The sequence below is a fragment of the Methanolobus sp. ZRKC5 genome (assembly GCF_038446525.1).
Taxonomy (GTDB): Archaea; Halobacteriota; Methanosarcinia; order Methanosarcinales; family Methanosarcinaceae; genus Methanolobus.
Genome location: NZ_CP151792.1, coordinates 2,839,951 through 2,856,071 on the forward strand (window position 1 = coordinate 2,839,951; position 16,121 = coordinate 2,856,071).

Sequence of the window (16,121 nt, forward strand, 5' to 3'; positions counted from 1 at the left end):
CGCTGATGAACTTCATCTATATTTGCATCATTATTGGCTAATATTTAGTATATTCTAAAGGTCAAATAACATACTGATATGTCGTTTCATTGCACAGAATAATTAATTTAGATATGTTGTGTTTTTGACTCATTATTCATTATAAGCCTGTACAATCGTATATTTTCCATAATTTCGAGAATATAAACTTTGTGTTTTCTGTTTCCAGACAGGTTCATAGGCACTCTGAAAGTATCTACTTGCAAAATCTCTAATTTAGCAAAACACCTTAAAAACGCACTTATCAATCTTTATTCGACTGTCAATGGGTTGCTTGTATCTCATTATTATTATTATTATTATTATTATCATTATTATTATTATTATTATTATTATTATTATTATTATTATTATTATTATTATTATTATTATGATTTCGTGCCACTCAATTATTTAAAACAGTAAATAAAAAATATATTTATATATTAACTGTGCATATGTTCATATAGACTTGCTTGTTTACTTGAGAAAGTACAGAAGTTATTTTATGATAGCAAAAAAACAAATTAAAAATATAATGACTTTTTTCGTGTGTTTTGCTGTTTTGTCATCAGCTTTTATGATGGCAGCAAGCGCAGCTGAAACAACACCTGGTACAGTTGAAGAAACAACATTCAAGACAGCATCAGTGGCACCAATGACCCTGGCTGTACCTGCACTTACAAGCCTTTCTCCGATGGTCACAGAGACCGGAAAGATCAGCCTTTCAGTTGATGGACTTGGAACAGAAGGAATTGGCATTATTTAGGTAGAAAAACCTGCAGGTGCAACCGTAAGATCAGCATACATGATTGGTGCATCTCTTTGGGGTGCTAGCCCAATAGTAGATGGTCAGGTTAAGATTGATGGTCAGGACGTTAACTGGACCTCCTCTGTTCACAAATATACTTACAATCACTGGGCAGATGTTACACCTCTTGTAAAGACAAAGATTGACAATGCTCCAACAGGAAGAGTAGACTTCACAATAACCGAGGATAATGCACATTATATTGATGGAACCGTGTTGGTAGTCATTTTCGATGACCCAAATCAAGTAGATGACAACACTATCGTCCTTCTCTTTGGTGCACAGAGCACTGGCGGAGACACATTCAATATTTTGCTTGCAGAACCTATAGACACAAGTAGTCCTGATATGAGTTTTGATATGGGACTTGGTATGGGACTTGGTATATCTTACAGTTACCAGTCAGGTGACAGTCAATACAGTATAGTCAATGTAAATGGACAGGGACTTACTTCTGCAGCAGGTGGGGAAGATGACGGTTACTCTGGAAATGGAGGTCTTCTCACAGTAGGTGGCTTGGATGACAGCAATGCAAACCCTGCAATTCCAACGCAGACTGCTTACTCAGACCCTCGTCTGGATGATGAATTGTACAACATTCTTCCATTGGTAAAGGATGGAGACAGCACAATTACTGTGTACACAGAAAATCCTTCAGATGATGATAACATATTCTTTGCATACTTCGACCTCAAATCAACTGTAGCTGTAGTAGGAGAAGGAATTGTCCTCAGCCCGGCATCAGCAACAAACCCTGTAGGAACTTATCACACAGTAACAGCAACTGTTCAGGATGATGATGGTAACCCTGTGGAATCAAAACAAGTCACTTTTGAGGTAGTAGTAGGACCACACGCAGGACTTACTAATTCAGCATACACTGGCAGCAATGGTGAAGCAACTTTCACATACCTCGGTACTCTTGAAGGAACTGATACCATTATCGCAAGCTTTGTTGACAGCCAGCAGGAAATCGTTACCTCCAACAAGGTTGTAAAAATCTGGGAAATTGAAGTAACTGATGAACCTGATGAACCATCTGAGCAGATCCCTGAGTTCCCAACCGTTGCTCTTCCAATAGCAGCGATAATAGGACTTGCCTTTATCATCAACAGGCGAAAAGAGGAGTAACACTCCTCTAATTTTTCTATTTTGAATTCCGGTTTTTTAGTAGCATTCTTTTTTCAGGTTTTTACGGGTCAATATCGGCGAATATCATAAAACCCAATTGTCGTACAAGATAGGTTTATAAAGTCCCGGTCACTAATTATTGAATTGGGTAAATATGGGGAATGGACTGTGATATCTGCACTTCTAAAGAGTAGGTATGAGTGACAACGATAGGAACGCAGTCGTTGTAAATCATACTTTATTTTTTCGAGCACGGGTATCCACTTGGAAACTCTTCTCCTTATATGCTAGTATCCCATATATAGCAGTATCTTAAAGATATCGTATATAGGAAACATGGTGAATAAAATGTTCTGTTATCAATGTGAAGAAACTATGAATGCCACTGGCTGTACAAAGAATGGCGTATGTGGAAAGAAAGGAGAAGTTGCAGACCTTCAGGATGACCTTATCTATGTCCTGAAAAGTATCGCATTCTACAACTCCAAAGCAAGGGCAAACAATCTCAACGATGCGAAGACCGATCAGTTCATTCTTGATGGGCTTTTTGCAACTATTACAAATACCAACTTCAGCAAAGTTGACTTCGAAAGAATGATCAACGAAGGTTTTGAAATAAAGGACGGCATAAAAAAGAAACTGCTGGATGCAAATGTTCTCAATGAGAAGTCTGGTTCATCCTTCCCACAGTGGATAAAAGAGAAACTCCTTGGTGCAAGTCCTAATGCAGGTGAGGAACTTCCAATAATGGCAAAGGTTACAGCGCAGAGTATTGTCAACATAAATACAGGGGTACTTGCAACTGAGAATGAGGACATCCGCTCCCTCAGGGAACTGCTTGTATACGGTCTCAAAGGCATGGCTGCATATGCTCATCATGCAAAAGTCCTTGGATACAAGGATGACGACATTATGGCATTCTTCGAGAAGGCGCTCCTGGCAACAATGGACGACGAGATGGGTGTCGATGAACTTGTCCCACTAGTACTGGAATGTGGTTCACAGGGTGTCGCTACCATGGCACTGCTTGACAAGGCAAACACCACAACCTATGGTAATCCGGAGCCAACCGCAGTAAACATTGGTGTAAAGGATAATCCTGGAATCCTTATTAGTGGACATGACCTTCATGATCTTGCACAACTACTTGAGCAGACAAAGGGCACAGGTGTTGATGTCTACACCCACGGTGAGATGCTTCCTGCAAACTCCTATCCGGCATTCAAGAAGTATGATAATTTTGTTGGAAACTATGGCGGTTCATGGTGGAGGCAAAAGGAGGAATTCGAGAAGTTCAACGGTCCTATATTCATGACCACAAACTGTATCGTTCCTCCAAGGGAGTCCTACATCAACAGGATATACACAACGGGAATAGTCGGCTTTGACGGTGTCACTCACATCAATGCAGATGAAAATGGTGGCAAGGACTTTTCATCCATCATCGAACAGGCAAAGACATGTAAATCTCCGGAACAGCTTGAAGAAGGAACCATCATGGGCGGTTTTGCACACGTGTCCGCACTCTCTGTTGCTGATAAGATTATTGATGCTGTGAAGGCAGGGCAGATTAAGAAATTCGTTGTCATGGCCGGATGTGACGGAAGACACAAGGAGAGGGACTATTATACAGACTTTGCAGAAGCTCTTCCAAAGGACACTGTCATTCTCACAGCAGGATGTGCAAAGTACCGTTACAACAAGCTTGACCTCGGAGACATCGGTGGAATTCCAAGGGTTCTCGATGCAGGACAGTGTAATGACTCCTATTCATTGGTTGTCATAGCACAGGCACTTGCAAAGGCATTCGGACTTGATGACATCAACGACCTGCCAGTATCATATAATATCGCATGGTACGAGCAGAAGGCATGTCTTGTCCTGCTTGCACTGCTCAGTCTTGGCGTCAAGAACATAATGCTTGGTCCGACACTGCCAGCATTTGTGTCACCGAATGTTCTCAATGTTCTGGTTGAGAATTTCAACATAATGCCAAATTCCACAGTTGAAGAAGACCTCAAGGTCCTTCTTTAAACCTTTAGTCAGAAAAACCTACTAAAAAACCCTTTTTTCTTTTTTTTATAAGGAAGTGACCAGATGATAATAACAAGTTACAAGGATGCAGAGAAGAAAGACAATCCCCACGGAGTCACTGTACACAAGCTCTATGACAGCGAGCATGCACAGGTTATGCACATGCAACTCAAACCGGGTGATGCACTAAAGAAACACACAACTCCTGTTGATGTATTCTTTTACATCCTTGAAGGAGAGGGAATCGTAGAGATTGGTGCTGAACAGCAAACCGTCACTAAGGATATGCTTATAGAAAGCCCTGCAAAGATCCCTCACAGACTGATGAATGAAAGTGACAGTCTTTTCCGTTTCATGGTAGTTAAGGTGCCACGCCAGACCGAGCAGACGAAAATGATGTAAGCCGGGAGATTTCCGGTATTCTACCTTTTTCTTTTTTAGCGCTTAAAAACGTGGTATCATCCAGAGGGTTAAGCTTGGGTCAGATATGTCCTGTCCTGATAGACAGCATTTGTATTTTGTATAAGGTTTAATTTTCGTATAATTATTACAAAAACCGAAGTACATAAATAATGATATCCAGAATATACCATTGATATTTTTAATTTATTATACAGGAGATTGTCTATGACCGAACTTGCACCAATAATGGAAAAAACGCATGAATGGGCTTCAAACTATGCAAAGAAGAAGGGTTTTATTCTTAATCCGGATAAAGAAATGCTTCATGCGGTCATCGAAGGTCTTTCCAGGAACAGGCATGAACATGGCAAACAATATTGTCCATGCAGGATAAGAACCGGTGATACTGAACAGGATCGTAAGATCATCTGTCCATGTATCTATCACCATGATGAAATTGAAAACGATGGCAGTTGTCATTGTTCATTGTTTTTCAAGGTTTGAAGTTATTCTGAAGAAAAAACGGTTGTTACAGTAAGTGGCATAATACTTAACTTAGTTCCAAAAGGTGACAATAATGGCAAATGTGATGGAAATATACCAGCTACTCCCAAAAACTAATTGTAAGGAATGTGGAAAAGCCACATGTATGGCATTTGCGGTTGATCTCCTTGGACGGAAGGTAAAGGTGGAGGATTGTCCTCCCCTTGTGAACGAGGAAAAACATAAGGCCAACTACGAGAAGCTCTCTGAGATGATCGGTCCTGTTGGTGATGTTACGGAAACAGGCCTTATAGTTCACGATGATAAGTGTGTTGGTTGCGGCAATTGTGTTGTCGCCTGTCCTGTAAATGTGGCCAATGATCCATTTGGTGCAGGAAGCGGAAAGGCACCGACCTCTGATAAAGTCATCTTCAAAGTCGAAGATGGAGTTGTAAAGGCCAGGAATGTGCAGGAATGTCGCCGATTCGGAGAGAATAAGATTCTCTGTGTTGCCTGCATAGACACATGTCCGACAAAGGCAATCGAATTCGTTTAATTTGTCTTTATTCTTATTTTTAAGTGTGGTGATGATTTGAGTGAATATTATGTTTGTACGGGTTGCGCTCTTCTCTGTGATGATATCGGAGTTGAAACAGAAGGCAATAAGTTGACCAAGGTACATGCTGCCTGCCTTAAAGGTGTTGCACGCATGAAAGGTTGCAGTGATCCTATGGAGTGCACAGTGGGCGGCGAGAAAGCTGATATTGATTCGGCTATTACAAAAGCTGCTGCTATACTCAAAAGTGCGAAGAACCCGCTCATATTCGGTCATGGCAATTCGAGTTCTCAAGCGCAAAAAATATCCATCGGGCTTGCAAAGAAAACAGGTGCATACATCGATGATACTTCGTCGTTTTGCCAGGGACCAATAATAGAGGCCATACTTCAGGACAAGCTTAAAACATGCACCCTCGATGATATCAGGCACAAGGCCGATGTTATTATTTTCTGGGGAGCCGATCCTTCCAACTCACATCCACGTCACCTTTCAAGATATTCCTATTTTCCAAGAGGTGAGGAGCGCCAGAGAGGATGGGAAGAGGACAGGACCGCAATAGCCATCGACGTCAGGAAATCATCTACTGCTGAGATCTGTCGGGATACACGGTTCTATCAGATTCCCATGGGTTCGGATGCCGAATTTATAGAGGCTCTTGTAAGTGCCCTGTCAAGCAAGGTTCCTAAAACTTCCTTTGATTTCGACAAGAAGAGGATACTCGAACTTGCAAATGTAATGAAGAAGGCTAAGTTCGGTGTGATATGTGTTGGTCTCGGACTTGTCTATTCTCTTGAGGAACTTGAGCCCCTGTTCAAATTGATGGAAAAGCTCAATGAAGTTTCCAATTTCCACCTGATTCCCATGGTGGGCCAGTACAATATGAGAGGTTTTAACCAGAATCTCTTTGCAGAGACTGGATATATCAACCGCCTGAAGTTCAACGGTGAAACAGGTGATGCTGAACACGGTGCTGAGTATTCGGTGGTTGAAGCTCTGAGGAATAGATCAGTTGATGCTGCACTTATTATTGGTTCAGATCCTTTATCAAGTCTGCCGCTCTCTGTTGCACGCTACCTTGCAGAAATTCCACTCATAACCATTGATCCATGCCAGAACCTGACAGCAACAAGGTCGACCGTCACAATTCCATGTGCGCTTGGTGGGGTTGAATCAGGTGGCACTGCCGTTCGTATGGATGGTGTGGAGATCGAACTGAAAAAGATCGTTGAAACTGATAATCTATCCGATGAGGAAATACTTACAAGAATAACGGAGGCTATCTGATGGGATTCGGACAATTCCTTGCTGCACCAGAGATCAAGTTGAAGATAAGCACTTACAGGGATGTGTTCCAGAACACTGCCCAGGAATCCTCACGTTTTGGCGAGGAGTATGAGAATCTCTCAGCGGTTATCAAACTCGATTCGAAGGACATCTCAAAACTCACCATTAAGGAAGGCGACACAGTGATTTTGAAGAACAGTTTTGGAAAAGTAGTTGTCAAAGCCCAGAGGTCGGTTTATGAAGAAGAACATCCCGGGATTGCCTATATGGTAAACAGCCCATGGTCCAATGCTCTTGTTCCTGATGAGACCGGTGGCACTGGTGTTCCTAAATTCAAGGAGTTTGAAGCAACTGCTCAGGGTGCAAAGAGTGAGAAGGTTACGGGAATAAAAGATATATTTTAGATTATCTCTTTTTATTGAAAAATAAAAGGGGATATTTCTATCCCGTGTTAATTATTATAAGCATCATATATCTGCCATATCCAGACAATGGCTCCCAATAGGTAACCTATGAGGATGAATTGTAATATAAGACAAATAACCAGAACTACCCATATACCAATTGCCTTGAATAATTCGCCTTTAATGATCTGTCCCAGTCCCGGTATGAAAAATGATAATAGTGCCGGAATGCCGTGTTTTTGGTTGCTGCCCATAATAGTACCTTTGTGTTGGATTAATAACTGCAGTCTATAATGAATCTGGACGTATAAAAACACTTACCTGAATTTCTTTTTGCCTTAAAGATTCATGTATGTTCTATAGTGAAGAGTAAAACTTTTAATCCATGTAAACCTTAGGCAGATATAGGCGACGATATAAATGCTTACAACTAAACAATTTACTTATCTTTTTCCGATTTGCAGGTGATCTTGTTCTTTATGCTTCCTATTTTCATACCATCTATAATTATATATTTAATGAACGCTAAAGAGTTGCATAGAAAAGCAGGGAATTAGTGTGAACAATATATCCTTTTTTTCTTCCAACTTCCTTTTTATCGGAGGTTTACCTCACAATGCATAAGATTTGTACTGATATCATAATTGAAGCTCCTATTAATGAGGTCTGGGACCTCCTAACAGATTTTGAAGGTTTTGATCGCTGGAATCCATTTATCACAAGTATAAAAGGAAAACTTGAACCTGGTTCAAAGCTAGATGTTTATATGCAGCCACCTGGCATGAAAGCTATTAACTTAACTCCTGTTCTAACAAAAGTAGAGCCTGTGCATGAGTACAGGTGGATGGGCAATTTGTGGGTCAAAGGGATATTTGACGGTGAACATGTCTTTAGGATCGAAGAACTTGAAAATGATAGGACACGATTCATACAGTGTGAAAGGTTTAGAGGTATCCTTGCAAATTTCATACTACATTTTATTGGTGAAAAAACCCGAATGGGTTTTGAAAATATGAACAATAACCTGAAAAATGAATGTGAGAAATAAAAGAGAACAAGTCTCAGACAAAATTTGCCCTTGGCCTGATAACCTTGTTATCTGCATATTGTTCCATGCAGTGGGCCATCCATCCTGAAACCCTTCCGATTGCGAATATAGAAGTTGCAAGTTCAGCAGGGATGTCCAAATATTTATACACAACAGCCGAATAGAAATCTACATTAGGGTAGATTGTTTTTCCCCGAAGTTCTATGAATTCATGGTAAAGAATATGCTCTATTCTTTCTGCCATATCAAACCAGGAAGAATCACCATTTTCGATGGCCAATCTTTTGGCTACATCCTTGTATATCCTTGCTCTTGGATCATATGTCTTGTAGACACGGTGACCAAAACCCATTATCTTCTCTTTATTTTCAAGTTTTTCAAGAACGTAACTCTGTGCGTTCTCTATACTGCCAACTTCATCAAGCATATCCATCACACCCTTTCTGGCACCACCATGTAAAGGTCCTTTTAGGGTACAAAGGCCGCATATAACAGCCGAATAGAGGTCTGAGAGGGTTGATGCTGCAATTCTCAAAGCGAACGTCGAGGGGTTCAATTCATGCTCTGCACTCAGTATAAGGTCCTTTTCCATTGCTTCAGCTTCAAGTTCTGTTGGAATCTTGCCTGTGAGCATGTAAAGGAAGTTAGCACCATGGGACAGTTCCTCATTTGGTTCAATGGGTTTTTCGCCATAACTTGCACGGTGTAAAGCTGCAACAATAGTAGGGAATTTTGCAACAAGTCTTATTGATTTGTTCTTATTTGCATCAGTTGAATGATGATTATTCTCAAGATCAAAGTGAGCTGTACAGGAAATCGCAGTCCTCAAACCGTCAAGAGCCTCAATTCCGAAATCAAATTCCTTGAGTACTTCTATTTGTTTTCCATTGATATGGCGGTTTTTTTTAAGTTCCTGGGAATATTCGAATAACTCGTTTTCATTGGGGACATTTCCATTGATCAGTAAATAGGAAACTGTATCATAAGAGAGATCTACCAAATCCTCTATTTTAATCCCCCTGTACTTCAGAATTCCCTGAATACCATCAATAAAGGATATTTTGGTATCCAAAGCTATTACGCCTTCCAGGCCTTTTTTCATCTTTTCCATTTAAAAATCCCCCAATGGATCGAAGTATACGTTTTGGTAAAATATGGTCAATATTATCTTTTTGTTGTCCATATATAAAGTTTACTGGATTTATATTGTTTTTATATATTATTCAAATAAACCATTCTAATTAAATAAAAATATTAAAATTTGATAAAGGGGGAATGAACAGGTCATTCTCCCTTTATGCCGTCTCTCAGGAATTTATGAAGTATGCCGCCATTCATATAGTACTCTATTTCGATATCAGAGTTCAGGCGCACAAAGGCATCAAAGGTCTTGTCTTCACCTGTTTCGGATCTAGCGATCACTGTGACTTCACCGAACGGTTTAAGCGCATCGATACCTTTGATATCAAATGTTTCCTTTCCACTCAGTCCAAGGCTTTCAGAGGATTCTCCGTCCTTGAATTGCAGTGGCAGTACTCCCATGCCCACAAGGTTACTGCGGTGTATTCTTTCATATGACTCTGCTATTACTGCCTTTACACCAAGTAGCTGGGTACCCTTTGCAGCCCAGTCACGTGAACTTCCGGTACCATATTCCTTTCCTGCAATAACTACCAGTGGGGTTCCCTCTTCCATATACTTCATTGCAGCATCATAGATGGGCATCTCCTGTCCATCAGGCTGGTGTATGGTCCATGAACCTTCCTTGCTTTCGACAAGTTTGTTCTTAAGCCGTACATTTCCAAAAGTACCTCTCATCATAACCTCATGGTTACCACGCCTGGAGCCATATGAATTGAAATTCTTCTCATCGACACCCTTTGAGATAAGGTACTGGCCTGCAGGATAGCTTGTTGGGATCGAGCCTGCTGGTGATATGTGATCAGTTGTTATGCTGTCTCCAACCAGAGCAAGAGCTCTTGCTCCTTCAATATTGGCCAATCCGGCCACTTCAAGTGGGAAATTCTTGAAGAATGGTGGTTCCTGTATGTATGTGGAAAGATTATCCCAATCATAGAGTAGACCCTCAGGTGCATCAAGACTTCTCCAGAGATCCGTACCTTCGTAGACGTTGGCATACTGTTCCTTGAACATTTCAGGGGTTACAGACTTATGGATATATTCATTGAGTTCTTCCTTGCCTGGCCAGATATCCTTGAGGTAAACCGGTTGACCGTTAGGGTCGCAGGCTATAGGCTCGTTCATAAGATCAATATCAACTGTACCTGCAAGTGCGTAGGCAACCACCAGCATTGGTGATGCTAAATAGTTGGCTTTTACCTGGGAGTTGATCCTGCCCTCGAAGTTCCTGTTTCCGCTGAGAACTGCTGCAACTGTGAGGTCCTTATCCTCTATCACATTTGAAACTGCTTCCTTGAGAGGCCCACTGTTTCCTATGCATGTCAGACAACCATAGCCTACAAGATGGAAACCAAGTGCATCGAGATATGGCATAAGATCGGCTTCCTCGAGATAATCTGTAACTACACGGGAACCAGGTGCAAGACTTGTTTTTACGAAAGGTTTTACTTTAAGTCCCTTTTCGACTGCTTTCTTTGCAACCAATCCGGCCCCGATCATAAGAGATGGACTGGATGTGTTCGTGCAGGACGTGATGGATGCAATAACGACAGAGCCGTGTGTAACTGCAACGACATCATCTGCACACTTTATTTTAGTAATGCCTGTGTGGTGGGGATGCGTGATCTCGGAAACACTGTACCCGCCTTCTCCAAGCCAGCGACTGTAATCAAGGTCATCACCATTGGCAGGTTTACCACTTTTTGCAGCGAAAACGTCTTTCATGGTCTGATGGAATGCCTTTGACATATCCGGTACTGGTATGCGGTCCTGTGGCCTCTTGGGTCCTGCAAGGGATGGTTCTACCGTGCTGATGTCAAGCTCCAGAGTTGAAGTGAATTCAGGGTCTGCCATTCCTTCTTCAAGGAACAGGTTCTGTTCCTTGCAGTATTGTCTTACTCTGTCAACATGTTCTTTTTCCCTGCCTGTCAGGGTCATATAGTCAAGAGTTACTTCATCTACCGGACAGAATCCCATTGTAGCGCCATATTCTGGGGCCATGTTAGCAAGTACTGCCCTGTCGGTCAGTTCCAATGCTTTGTAGCCGGGTCCGTAGAATTCTACGAATTTGCCGACAACACCATGAGCCCTGAGCATCTCAACCACAGTAAGTACAAGGTCAGTGGATGTGACACCTTCCTTGAGATCGCCTGTGAGTTTAAAGCCCACTACTTCAGGAATAGGCATGTAGTAAGGCTGGCCAAGCATAACGGCTTCAGCTTCGATACCGCCAACACCCCATCCAAGAACACCAAGCCCGTTAATCATGGTTGTGTGTGAGTCAGTACCTACAAGTGTATCAGGATAAGCGATAAGTTCTCCGCACTTTTCTTTCAGGTGGACAACAGATGCCAGGTTTTCAAGATTGACCTGGTGAATGATACCACTTGCAGGAGGAACCACTCTTAAATTATCAAAAGCATTCTGGGCCCAATGCAGCAGTTCGTATCTTTCCTTATTGCGATGGAACTCGTATTTCTCATTGCAGCTGCGTGCATAGGATGTGCCGTAGTAATCAACCTGTATGGAGTGATCGATAACAAGGTCAGCAGGGATTACAGGATTAATGGTTGATGGGTCACCACCAAGCCTTTTCATGGCTGATCTTATGGCAGCAATATCTACTACTGCAGGTACACCAGTGAAGTCCTGCATGATAACTCTTGAAGGAATGAATGGTATATCCAATGCAGGAACCCCTTCAGGACTCCAGCTGGCAAGATTTCTTACATCATCTTCGGTAATTACCTTTCCATCCACGTTCCTCAATAATGCTTCAAGCAAGACCCGAATCGAGTAAGGTAACCTGGAAATGTTGGCTATTCCAGCCTCTTCCAGTTTTTTCAAGCTATAGATCGTTACCTCTTTACCATCTATATCGATGGTCTGTTTGGATCCGAAAGGGTCTTTAAAATCATCACATGTCATAATGTCACCTATTCAAATGTAATTTTTAATTATGATATTCATATAAGTTCAAAGCCGACTTTCTGTCGGAATTGTTTAGTACCTGTGCCTTATGGCACTCCTATCCATTCACATATATTCCCTGTCTATAATAGTAACTTGTATGCAGGGTGATGAGACTAGGGAATAAAAACCTGCATTGGAATAAATAAGTTTGCCCTCATGAAACGTGATTCATGAATTTTTCTTATGTTCAGGAGATAGTTCAAAAATATGAATTATATAAGTTGAAAGATGTTGGCATCATATTCCATATATTTTAGAGTAAGCTAGCAATGGATAACTTTTTACTTACTTTTTGAATAGCAAGGAGAATATTTCTAATCGAATCCAGGACACCTAAGCAACAATATGAAATGAAATGGATGTATTGTTTTCATAAAGGGGAATGAGTAATGGAAAAAGGTCTTTCTTTAGTATTATTGATTGTTGCTGCCGGTATTATAATAGGGGCCGGTGCAAACATGTGGTCATGCGGAATTGTTCCTGTGGAGGGTTTGTTTCTTGTCGATGGTTCATCTTCGATCGGTTCTTCCGATGGCAATAATTCCAGCAATCTTTACAAATACAATTTTACCCTTTTCAACAGCGGCCCTGATATTTATGTAACTACTGTTGAGCCTGTGCCTGCACAAAGTCCTTATATTGTCTCATCACCGGCTTCTCTTCGCCAGCAACTAGATAAACTCGTGGTATCGGGGTCTTCTATTACAATTGAGGGAACCATTGAGCTTTACACTGAAAACGGTTCAAAGGAAGAAATAATGAATTTGGAACCTATTGTTTATGTAAATGTTTCATCCACGCAAACAATACCCTATTTTGACCAGTGAGATTTACAGGTCAATTGCGGTGCACAAGATACAGGTTTCATAATCTGGCATATGATCAGGTTATGCATGTCATTTTTCCCCGGTTATTATGGCACCTCATTTTTTGGATGATCGCAGATATATAATTAAATGTTATAAGATTCATTATAGGGAGCAGGTGTTAAAATGAAGCTTGAACAAAAAGATAAGGATGGGATAGTAGCAATAGTTGCATCCCGCTATTTCTCCGAACAGGGATGGAAGTGGATAGACCTGAATACTGAGGCATCAAAGATACATAAGGCATATGATGACTTAATGGATCAGTATGCTGCTTACCCTTATATGAGCAGGGATTGGTATGTAAGCAACTCTGCCACCAAAAGTATTCATATGTGTGAGAACTGGGATGAGTTGAGTGAACTTGTGGAGTTTCTCAATGCTTACGGTCAGCATTTTGATTTCCTTGTAAAGGATACTAAAAAATCATTATGTGTAGCAAGCACGGATGGATATCTGACGCCTGATGAGAAAGCCTCTATCTCCTTTGCACGCAGGTCCCGGTATAATGTCTTTGTTTTCAGGGTGGATGTACCTGATGATATTGACTTTGAGCTCATGCATATAGGAGGCGGGGTATAACCAATGCCCTTTCTATCGACACATTCATATTATGTGTGTCCTATTGCAGCCTACTTTTATATAGTATATACTGTATTATACCCGAAGTGGTTACAATTATGTAGCAAGTCATTCTGTCAATGACCTGCTGCTTTATGAATATTTATAAAAGTAAAGTTGATTAAAATTTAATATTTAAAATAAACTATATTGAGAGGAGTTTTAATATGGAATCTGAATTTTTAATTTATCTTGCCCCTCTTGCTGGTCTGATTAGTTTGTTATTTGCTGGCTTCTTTGCACGCAGTGTCCTTAAAGAGGACGCTGGTTCTGAGAAGATGCAGGAAATAGCAGGTGCTATCCAGGAAGGTGCAATGGCGTATTTGAATCGTCAGTATAAAACAATCGCAGTGGTAGCTGTAATTCTCGCTGTGCTGATCTATCTTCTCCTTGGAGAAGATGGAGGGAAAATAGCATTTGGTTTCCTTGCAGGTGCCATAAGTTCTGCAGCAGCAGGATATATAGGTATGAATGTATCTGTAAGGGCAAATGTAAGGACTGCACATGCTGCATCAAAAGGTTTGCAGAAGGCAATGTCCGTTGCATTCCGCGGTGGTGCGGTCACAGGTCTTGCTGTAGTAGGTCTTGCACTTCTTGGTACAAGCAGTTTCTACATCCTTTTTGGTGATGTGGACCTTGTAATAGGATTTGGGTTTGGTGCCAGTCTTATCAGTCTTTTCGCAAGAGTCGGTGGCGGAATTTTCACAAAGGCAGCTGATGTTGGTGCCGACCTTGTCGGTAAGATCGAAGCTGGAATTCCAGAAGATGACCCACGTAATGCAGGTGTAATTGCTGACAACGTAGGTGACAATGTAGGTGACTGTGCCGGTATGGGTGCTGACCTCTTTGAAACATACGTAGTAACAGTTCTCGCATCAATGCTTCTTGGATCACTTGTTCTTGACACATACGCAAATGCAATTCTTTACCCACTCATCCTTGGTGCAGTGGCAATCTTCGCATCCATTATAGCCGTCTTCTTTGTCAAGGTCGGTAATGATGGTAAGATCATGAAAGCATTATACAAAGGTGTGGCAGTTTCCGCAGTTTTGAGTCTCATTGCTTTCTACTTCGTTACAACTTCCCTTATGGGGGATCTTACATTCTACTATGCAGCCCTTGTTGGTATTGTTATCATGGTGCTCATGGTGGTTTTCACAGAATATTATACCTCAACATCTTTCCGTCCGGTAAAGACAATTGCCGCTGCATCCGAAACTGGTGCAGGTACAAACGTAATTTCCGGTCTTGCAATTGGTTTTGAAAGTACTGCACTTCCATTGATCATCATCGTTGCCGGTATCCTTGCTTCATTCTATGTCTCAGGCGGAGCAACAGATCCTGCACTTGGTATTTATGGAATAGCAATTGCTGCAGCTGCAATGCTTTCAACAACCGGTATGATCGTAGCACTTGACTCATATGGTCCTATCACTGACAATGCAGGCGGTATTGCTGAAATGGCAGGTATGCCTTCCAACGTCCGTAAGATCACCGATGCACTTGATGCAGTAGGTAACACCACAAAGGCAGTTACCAAGGGATATGCGATAGGTTCTGCGGCACTTGGTGCTCTGGCTCTCTTTGCAGATTACAGGCACAAGGTCGACCTCAGTGGTGCTGACCTCAGTCTTGACCAGCCACTTGTTCTTGTAGGTCTTTTCATTGGTGGACTGCTTCCATTCGTATTCAGTGCAGTTACAATGCGTGCTGTAGGTAAAGCAGCTTTTGAGATCGTGAACGAGGTTCGTCGCCAGTTCCGTGAGATACCTGGTATCATGGAAGGAACTGGAAAGCCTGAATATGGTAAGTGTGTCGACATCGTCACAGCAGCAGCTATCCGTGAGATGGCTATTCCTGGTTTCCTTGCTATTGCTACACCACTATTCGTGGGACTTGTACTTGGTCCTGCAGCTCTTGGTGGAATGCTTATCGGTATCATAGTCTGTGGACTTTTGCTTGCACTTACAATGGACAACGGTGGCGGTGCATGGGATAATGCAAAGAAGCTTATTGAAGATGGAGAATATGGTGGAAAAGGTTCAGATGCTCACAAGGCAGCTATCGTCGGTGATACTGTTGGTGACCCATTCAAGGACACATCAGGACCTGCACTCAATGCTTTGATCAAGGTAGTGAACATGGTTGCAATCCTGTTCTCAACATTGTTCATAGGCGCAGGAATCTTCTAAAACAAACAAATTCAATTTCCGGCAAAAGCCGGAAATTCTTTTCTTTTTTTGATTTTTCTAAAACAAACAAATTCAATTTCCGGCAAAAGCCGGAAATTCTTTTCTTTTTTTGATTTACTTCATCCTGTTATTTTTGCTATCAAGTAGAAGCAACG

15 protein-coding genes are annotated in these 16,121 nt (G+C 41.5%); 12 read left to right on the forward strand and 3 right to left on the reverse strand.

All coding sequences use genetic code 11. From position 1 onward, the window contains the following. The first annotated feature begins 598 nt into the window (after positions 1 to 598). The 8 genes from WN948_RS13860 to WN948_RS13895 all read left to right on the forward strand — a co-directional run bounded on the left by WN948_RS13860 (position 599) and on the right by WN948_RS13895 (position 7,126). Positions 599 to 787, forward strand: a complete 189-nt coding sequence (locus tag WN948_RS13860) for a hypothetical protein (RefSeq protein ID WP_342304771.1) — start codon at positions 599 to 601, stop codon at positions 785 to 787. Positions 788 to 826: 39 nt separating this feature from the next. Continuing rightward, on the forward strand, positions 827 to 1,960 hold the full coding sequence (locus WN948_RS13865; RefSeq protein WP_342304772.1) for an Ig-like domain-containing protein: 1,134 nt from the start codon (positions 827 to 829) through the stop codon (positions 1,958 to 1,960). A gap of 348 nt (positions 1,961 to 2,308) precedes the next feature. Then, a complete protein-coding gene (hcp, locus tag WN948_RS13870; protein WP_342304773.1) occupies positions 2,309 to 3,994 on the forward strand; it encodes a hydroxylamine reductase in 1,686 nt (561 codons plus the stop codon). Between the two features lie 63 nt (positions 3,995 to 4,057). Continuing rightward, positions 4,058 to 4,396: a cupin domain-containing protein gene (locus WN948_RS13875; RefSeq protein ID WP_342304774.1), complete on the forward strand. Its 339-nt coding sequence runs from the start codon at positions 4,058 to 4,060 to the stop codon at positions 4,394 to 4,396. A gap of 225 nt (positions 4,397 to 4,621) precedes the next feature. After that, entirely contained in the window at positions 4,622 to 4,900 is a 279-nt protein-coding gene (locus WN948_RS13880; protein ID WP_342304775.1) for a ferredoxin-thioredoxin reductase catalytic domain-containing protein, read from the forward strand. A 73-nt stretch (positions 4,901 to 4,973) separates the two neighbouring features. Beyond that, complete coding sequence (locus WN948_RS13885; protein WP_342304776.1) at positions 4,974 to 5,435, forward strand: (Fe-S)-binding protein; 462 nt, start codon at positions 4,974 to 4,976, stop codon at positions 5,433 to 5,435. Positions 5,436 to 5,471: 36 nt separating this feature from the next. Continuing rightward, positions 5,472 to 6,722: a formylmethanofuran dehydrogenase subunit B gene (locus WN948_RS13890; RefSeq protein ID WP_342304777.1), complete on the forward strand. Its 1,251-nt coding sequence runs from the start codon at positions 5,472 to 5,474 to the stop codon at positions 6,720 to 6,722. After that, on the forward strand, positions 6,722 to 7,126 hold the full coding sequence (locus WN948_RS13895) for a molybdopterin dinucleotide binding domain-containing protein (RefSeq protein ID WP_342304778.1): 405 nt from the start codon (positions 6,722 to 6,724) through the stop codon (positions 7,124 to 7,126). The genes WN948_RS13890 and WN948_RS13895 overlap by 1 nt, the downstream gene beginning before the upstream one ends. 47 nt (positions 7,127 to 7,173) lie before the next feature. Here WN948_RS13895 and WN948_RS13900 read toward each other — a convergent pair whose 3' ends face one another. Then, the gene (locus WN948_RS13900; protein WP_342304779.1) at positions 7,174 to 7,380 is read right to left on the reverse strand and encodes a hypothetical protein; all 207 of its coding nucleotides are present in this window, start codon (positions 7,378 to 7,380) and stop codon (positions 7,174 to 7,176) included. A gap of 362 nt (positions 7,381 to 7,742) precedes the next feature. On the opposite strand from WN948_RS13900, the gene WN948_RS13905 reads away from it, so the two are divergent. Next, on the forward strand, positions 7,743 to 8,174 hold the full coding sequence (locus tag WN948_RS13905) for an SRPBCC domain-containing protein (RefSeq protein WP_342304780.1): 432 nt from the start codon (positions 7,743 to 7,745) through the stop codon (positions 8,172 to 8,174). Positions 8,175 to 8,187: 13 nt separating this feature from the next. Here WN948_RS13905 and WN948_RS13910 read toward each other — a convergent pair whose 3' ends face one another. Further along, positions 8,188 to 9,285 carry a citrate/2-methylcitrate synthase gene (locus tag WN948_RS13910; protein WP_342304781.1) on the reverse strand — a complete coding sequence of 366 codons (1,098 nt, stop codon included), beginning with the start codon at positions 9,283 to 9,285 and terminating at the stop codon, positions 8,188 to 8,190. Between the two features lie 173 nt (positions 9,286 to 9,458). Continuing rightward, entirely contained in the window at positions 9,459 to 12,242 is a 2,784-nt protein-coding gene (acnA, locus tag WN948_RS13915) for an aconitate hydratase AcnA (RefSeq protein WP_342304782.1), read from the reverse strand. 434 nt (positions 12,243 to 12,676) lie between these two features. Between acnA and WN948_RS13920 the strand changes: the two genes are divergently transcribed. From WN948_RS13920 to WN948_RS13930, 3 genes are all read left to right on the forward strand, one after another. Further along, positions 12,677 to 13,114 (forward strand): hypothetical protein, encoded by a 438-nt coding sequence (locus tag WN948_RS13920; RefSeq protein ID WP_342304783.1) that lies wholly within the window; start codon positions 12,677 to 12,679, stop codon positions 13,112 to 13,114. A 165-nt stretch (positions 13,115 to 13,279) separates the two neighbouring features. Continuing rightward, positions 13,280 to 13,735 carry a hypothetical protein gene (locus WN948_RS13925; RefSeq protein WP_342304784.1) on the forward strand — a complete coding sequence of 152 codons (456 nt, stop codon included), beginning with the start codon at positions 13,280 to 13,282 and terminating at the stop codon, positions 13,733 to 13,735. A gap of 206 nt (positions 13,736 to 13,941) precedes the next feature. Beyond that, the gene (locus WN948_RS13930) at positions 13,942 to 15,966 is read left to right on the forward strand and encodes a sodium-translocating pyrophosphatase (protein WP_342304785.1); all 2,025 of its coding nucleotides are present in this window, start codon (positions 13,942 to 13,944) and stop codon (positions 15,964 to 15,966) included. Positions 15,967 to 16,121 lie beyond the last annotated feature (155 nt).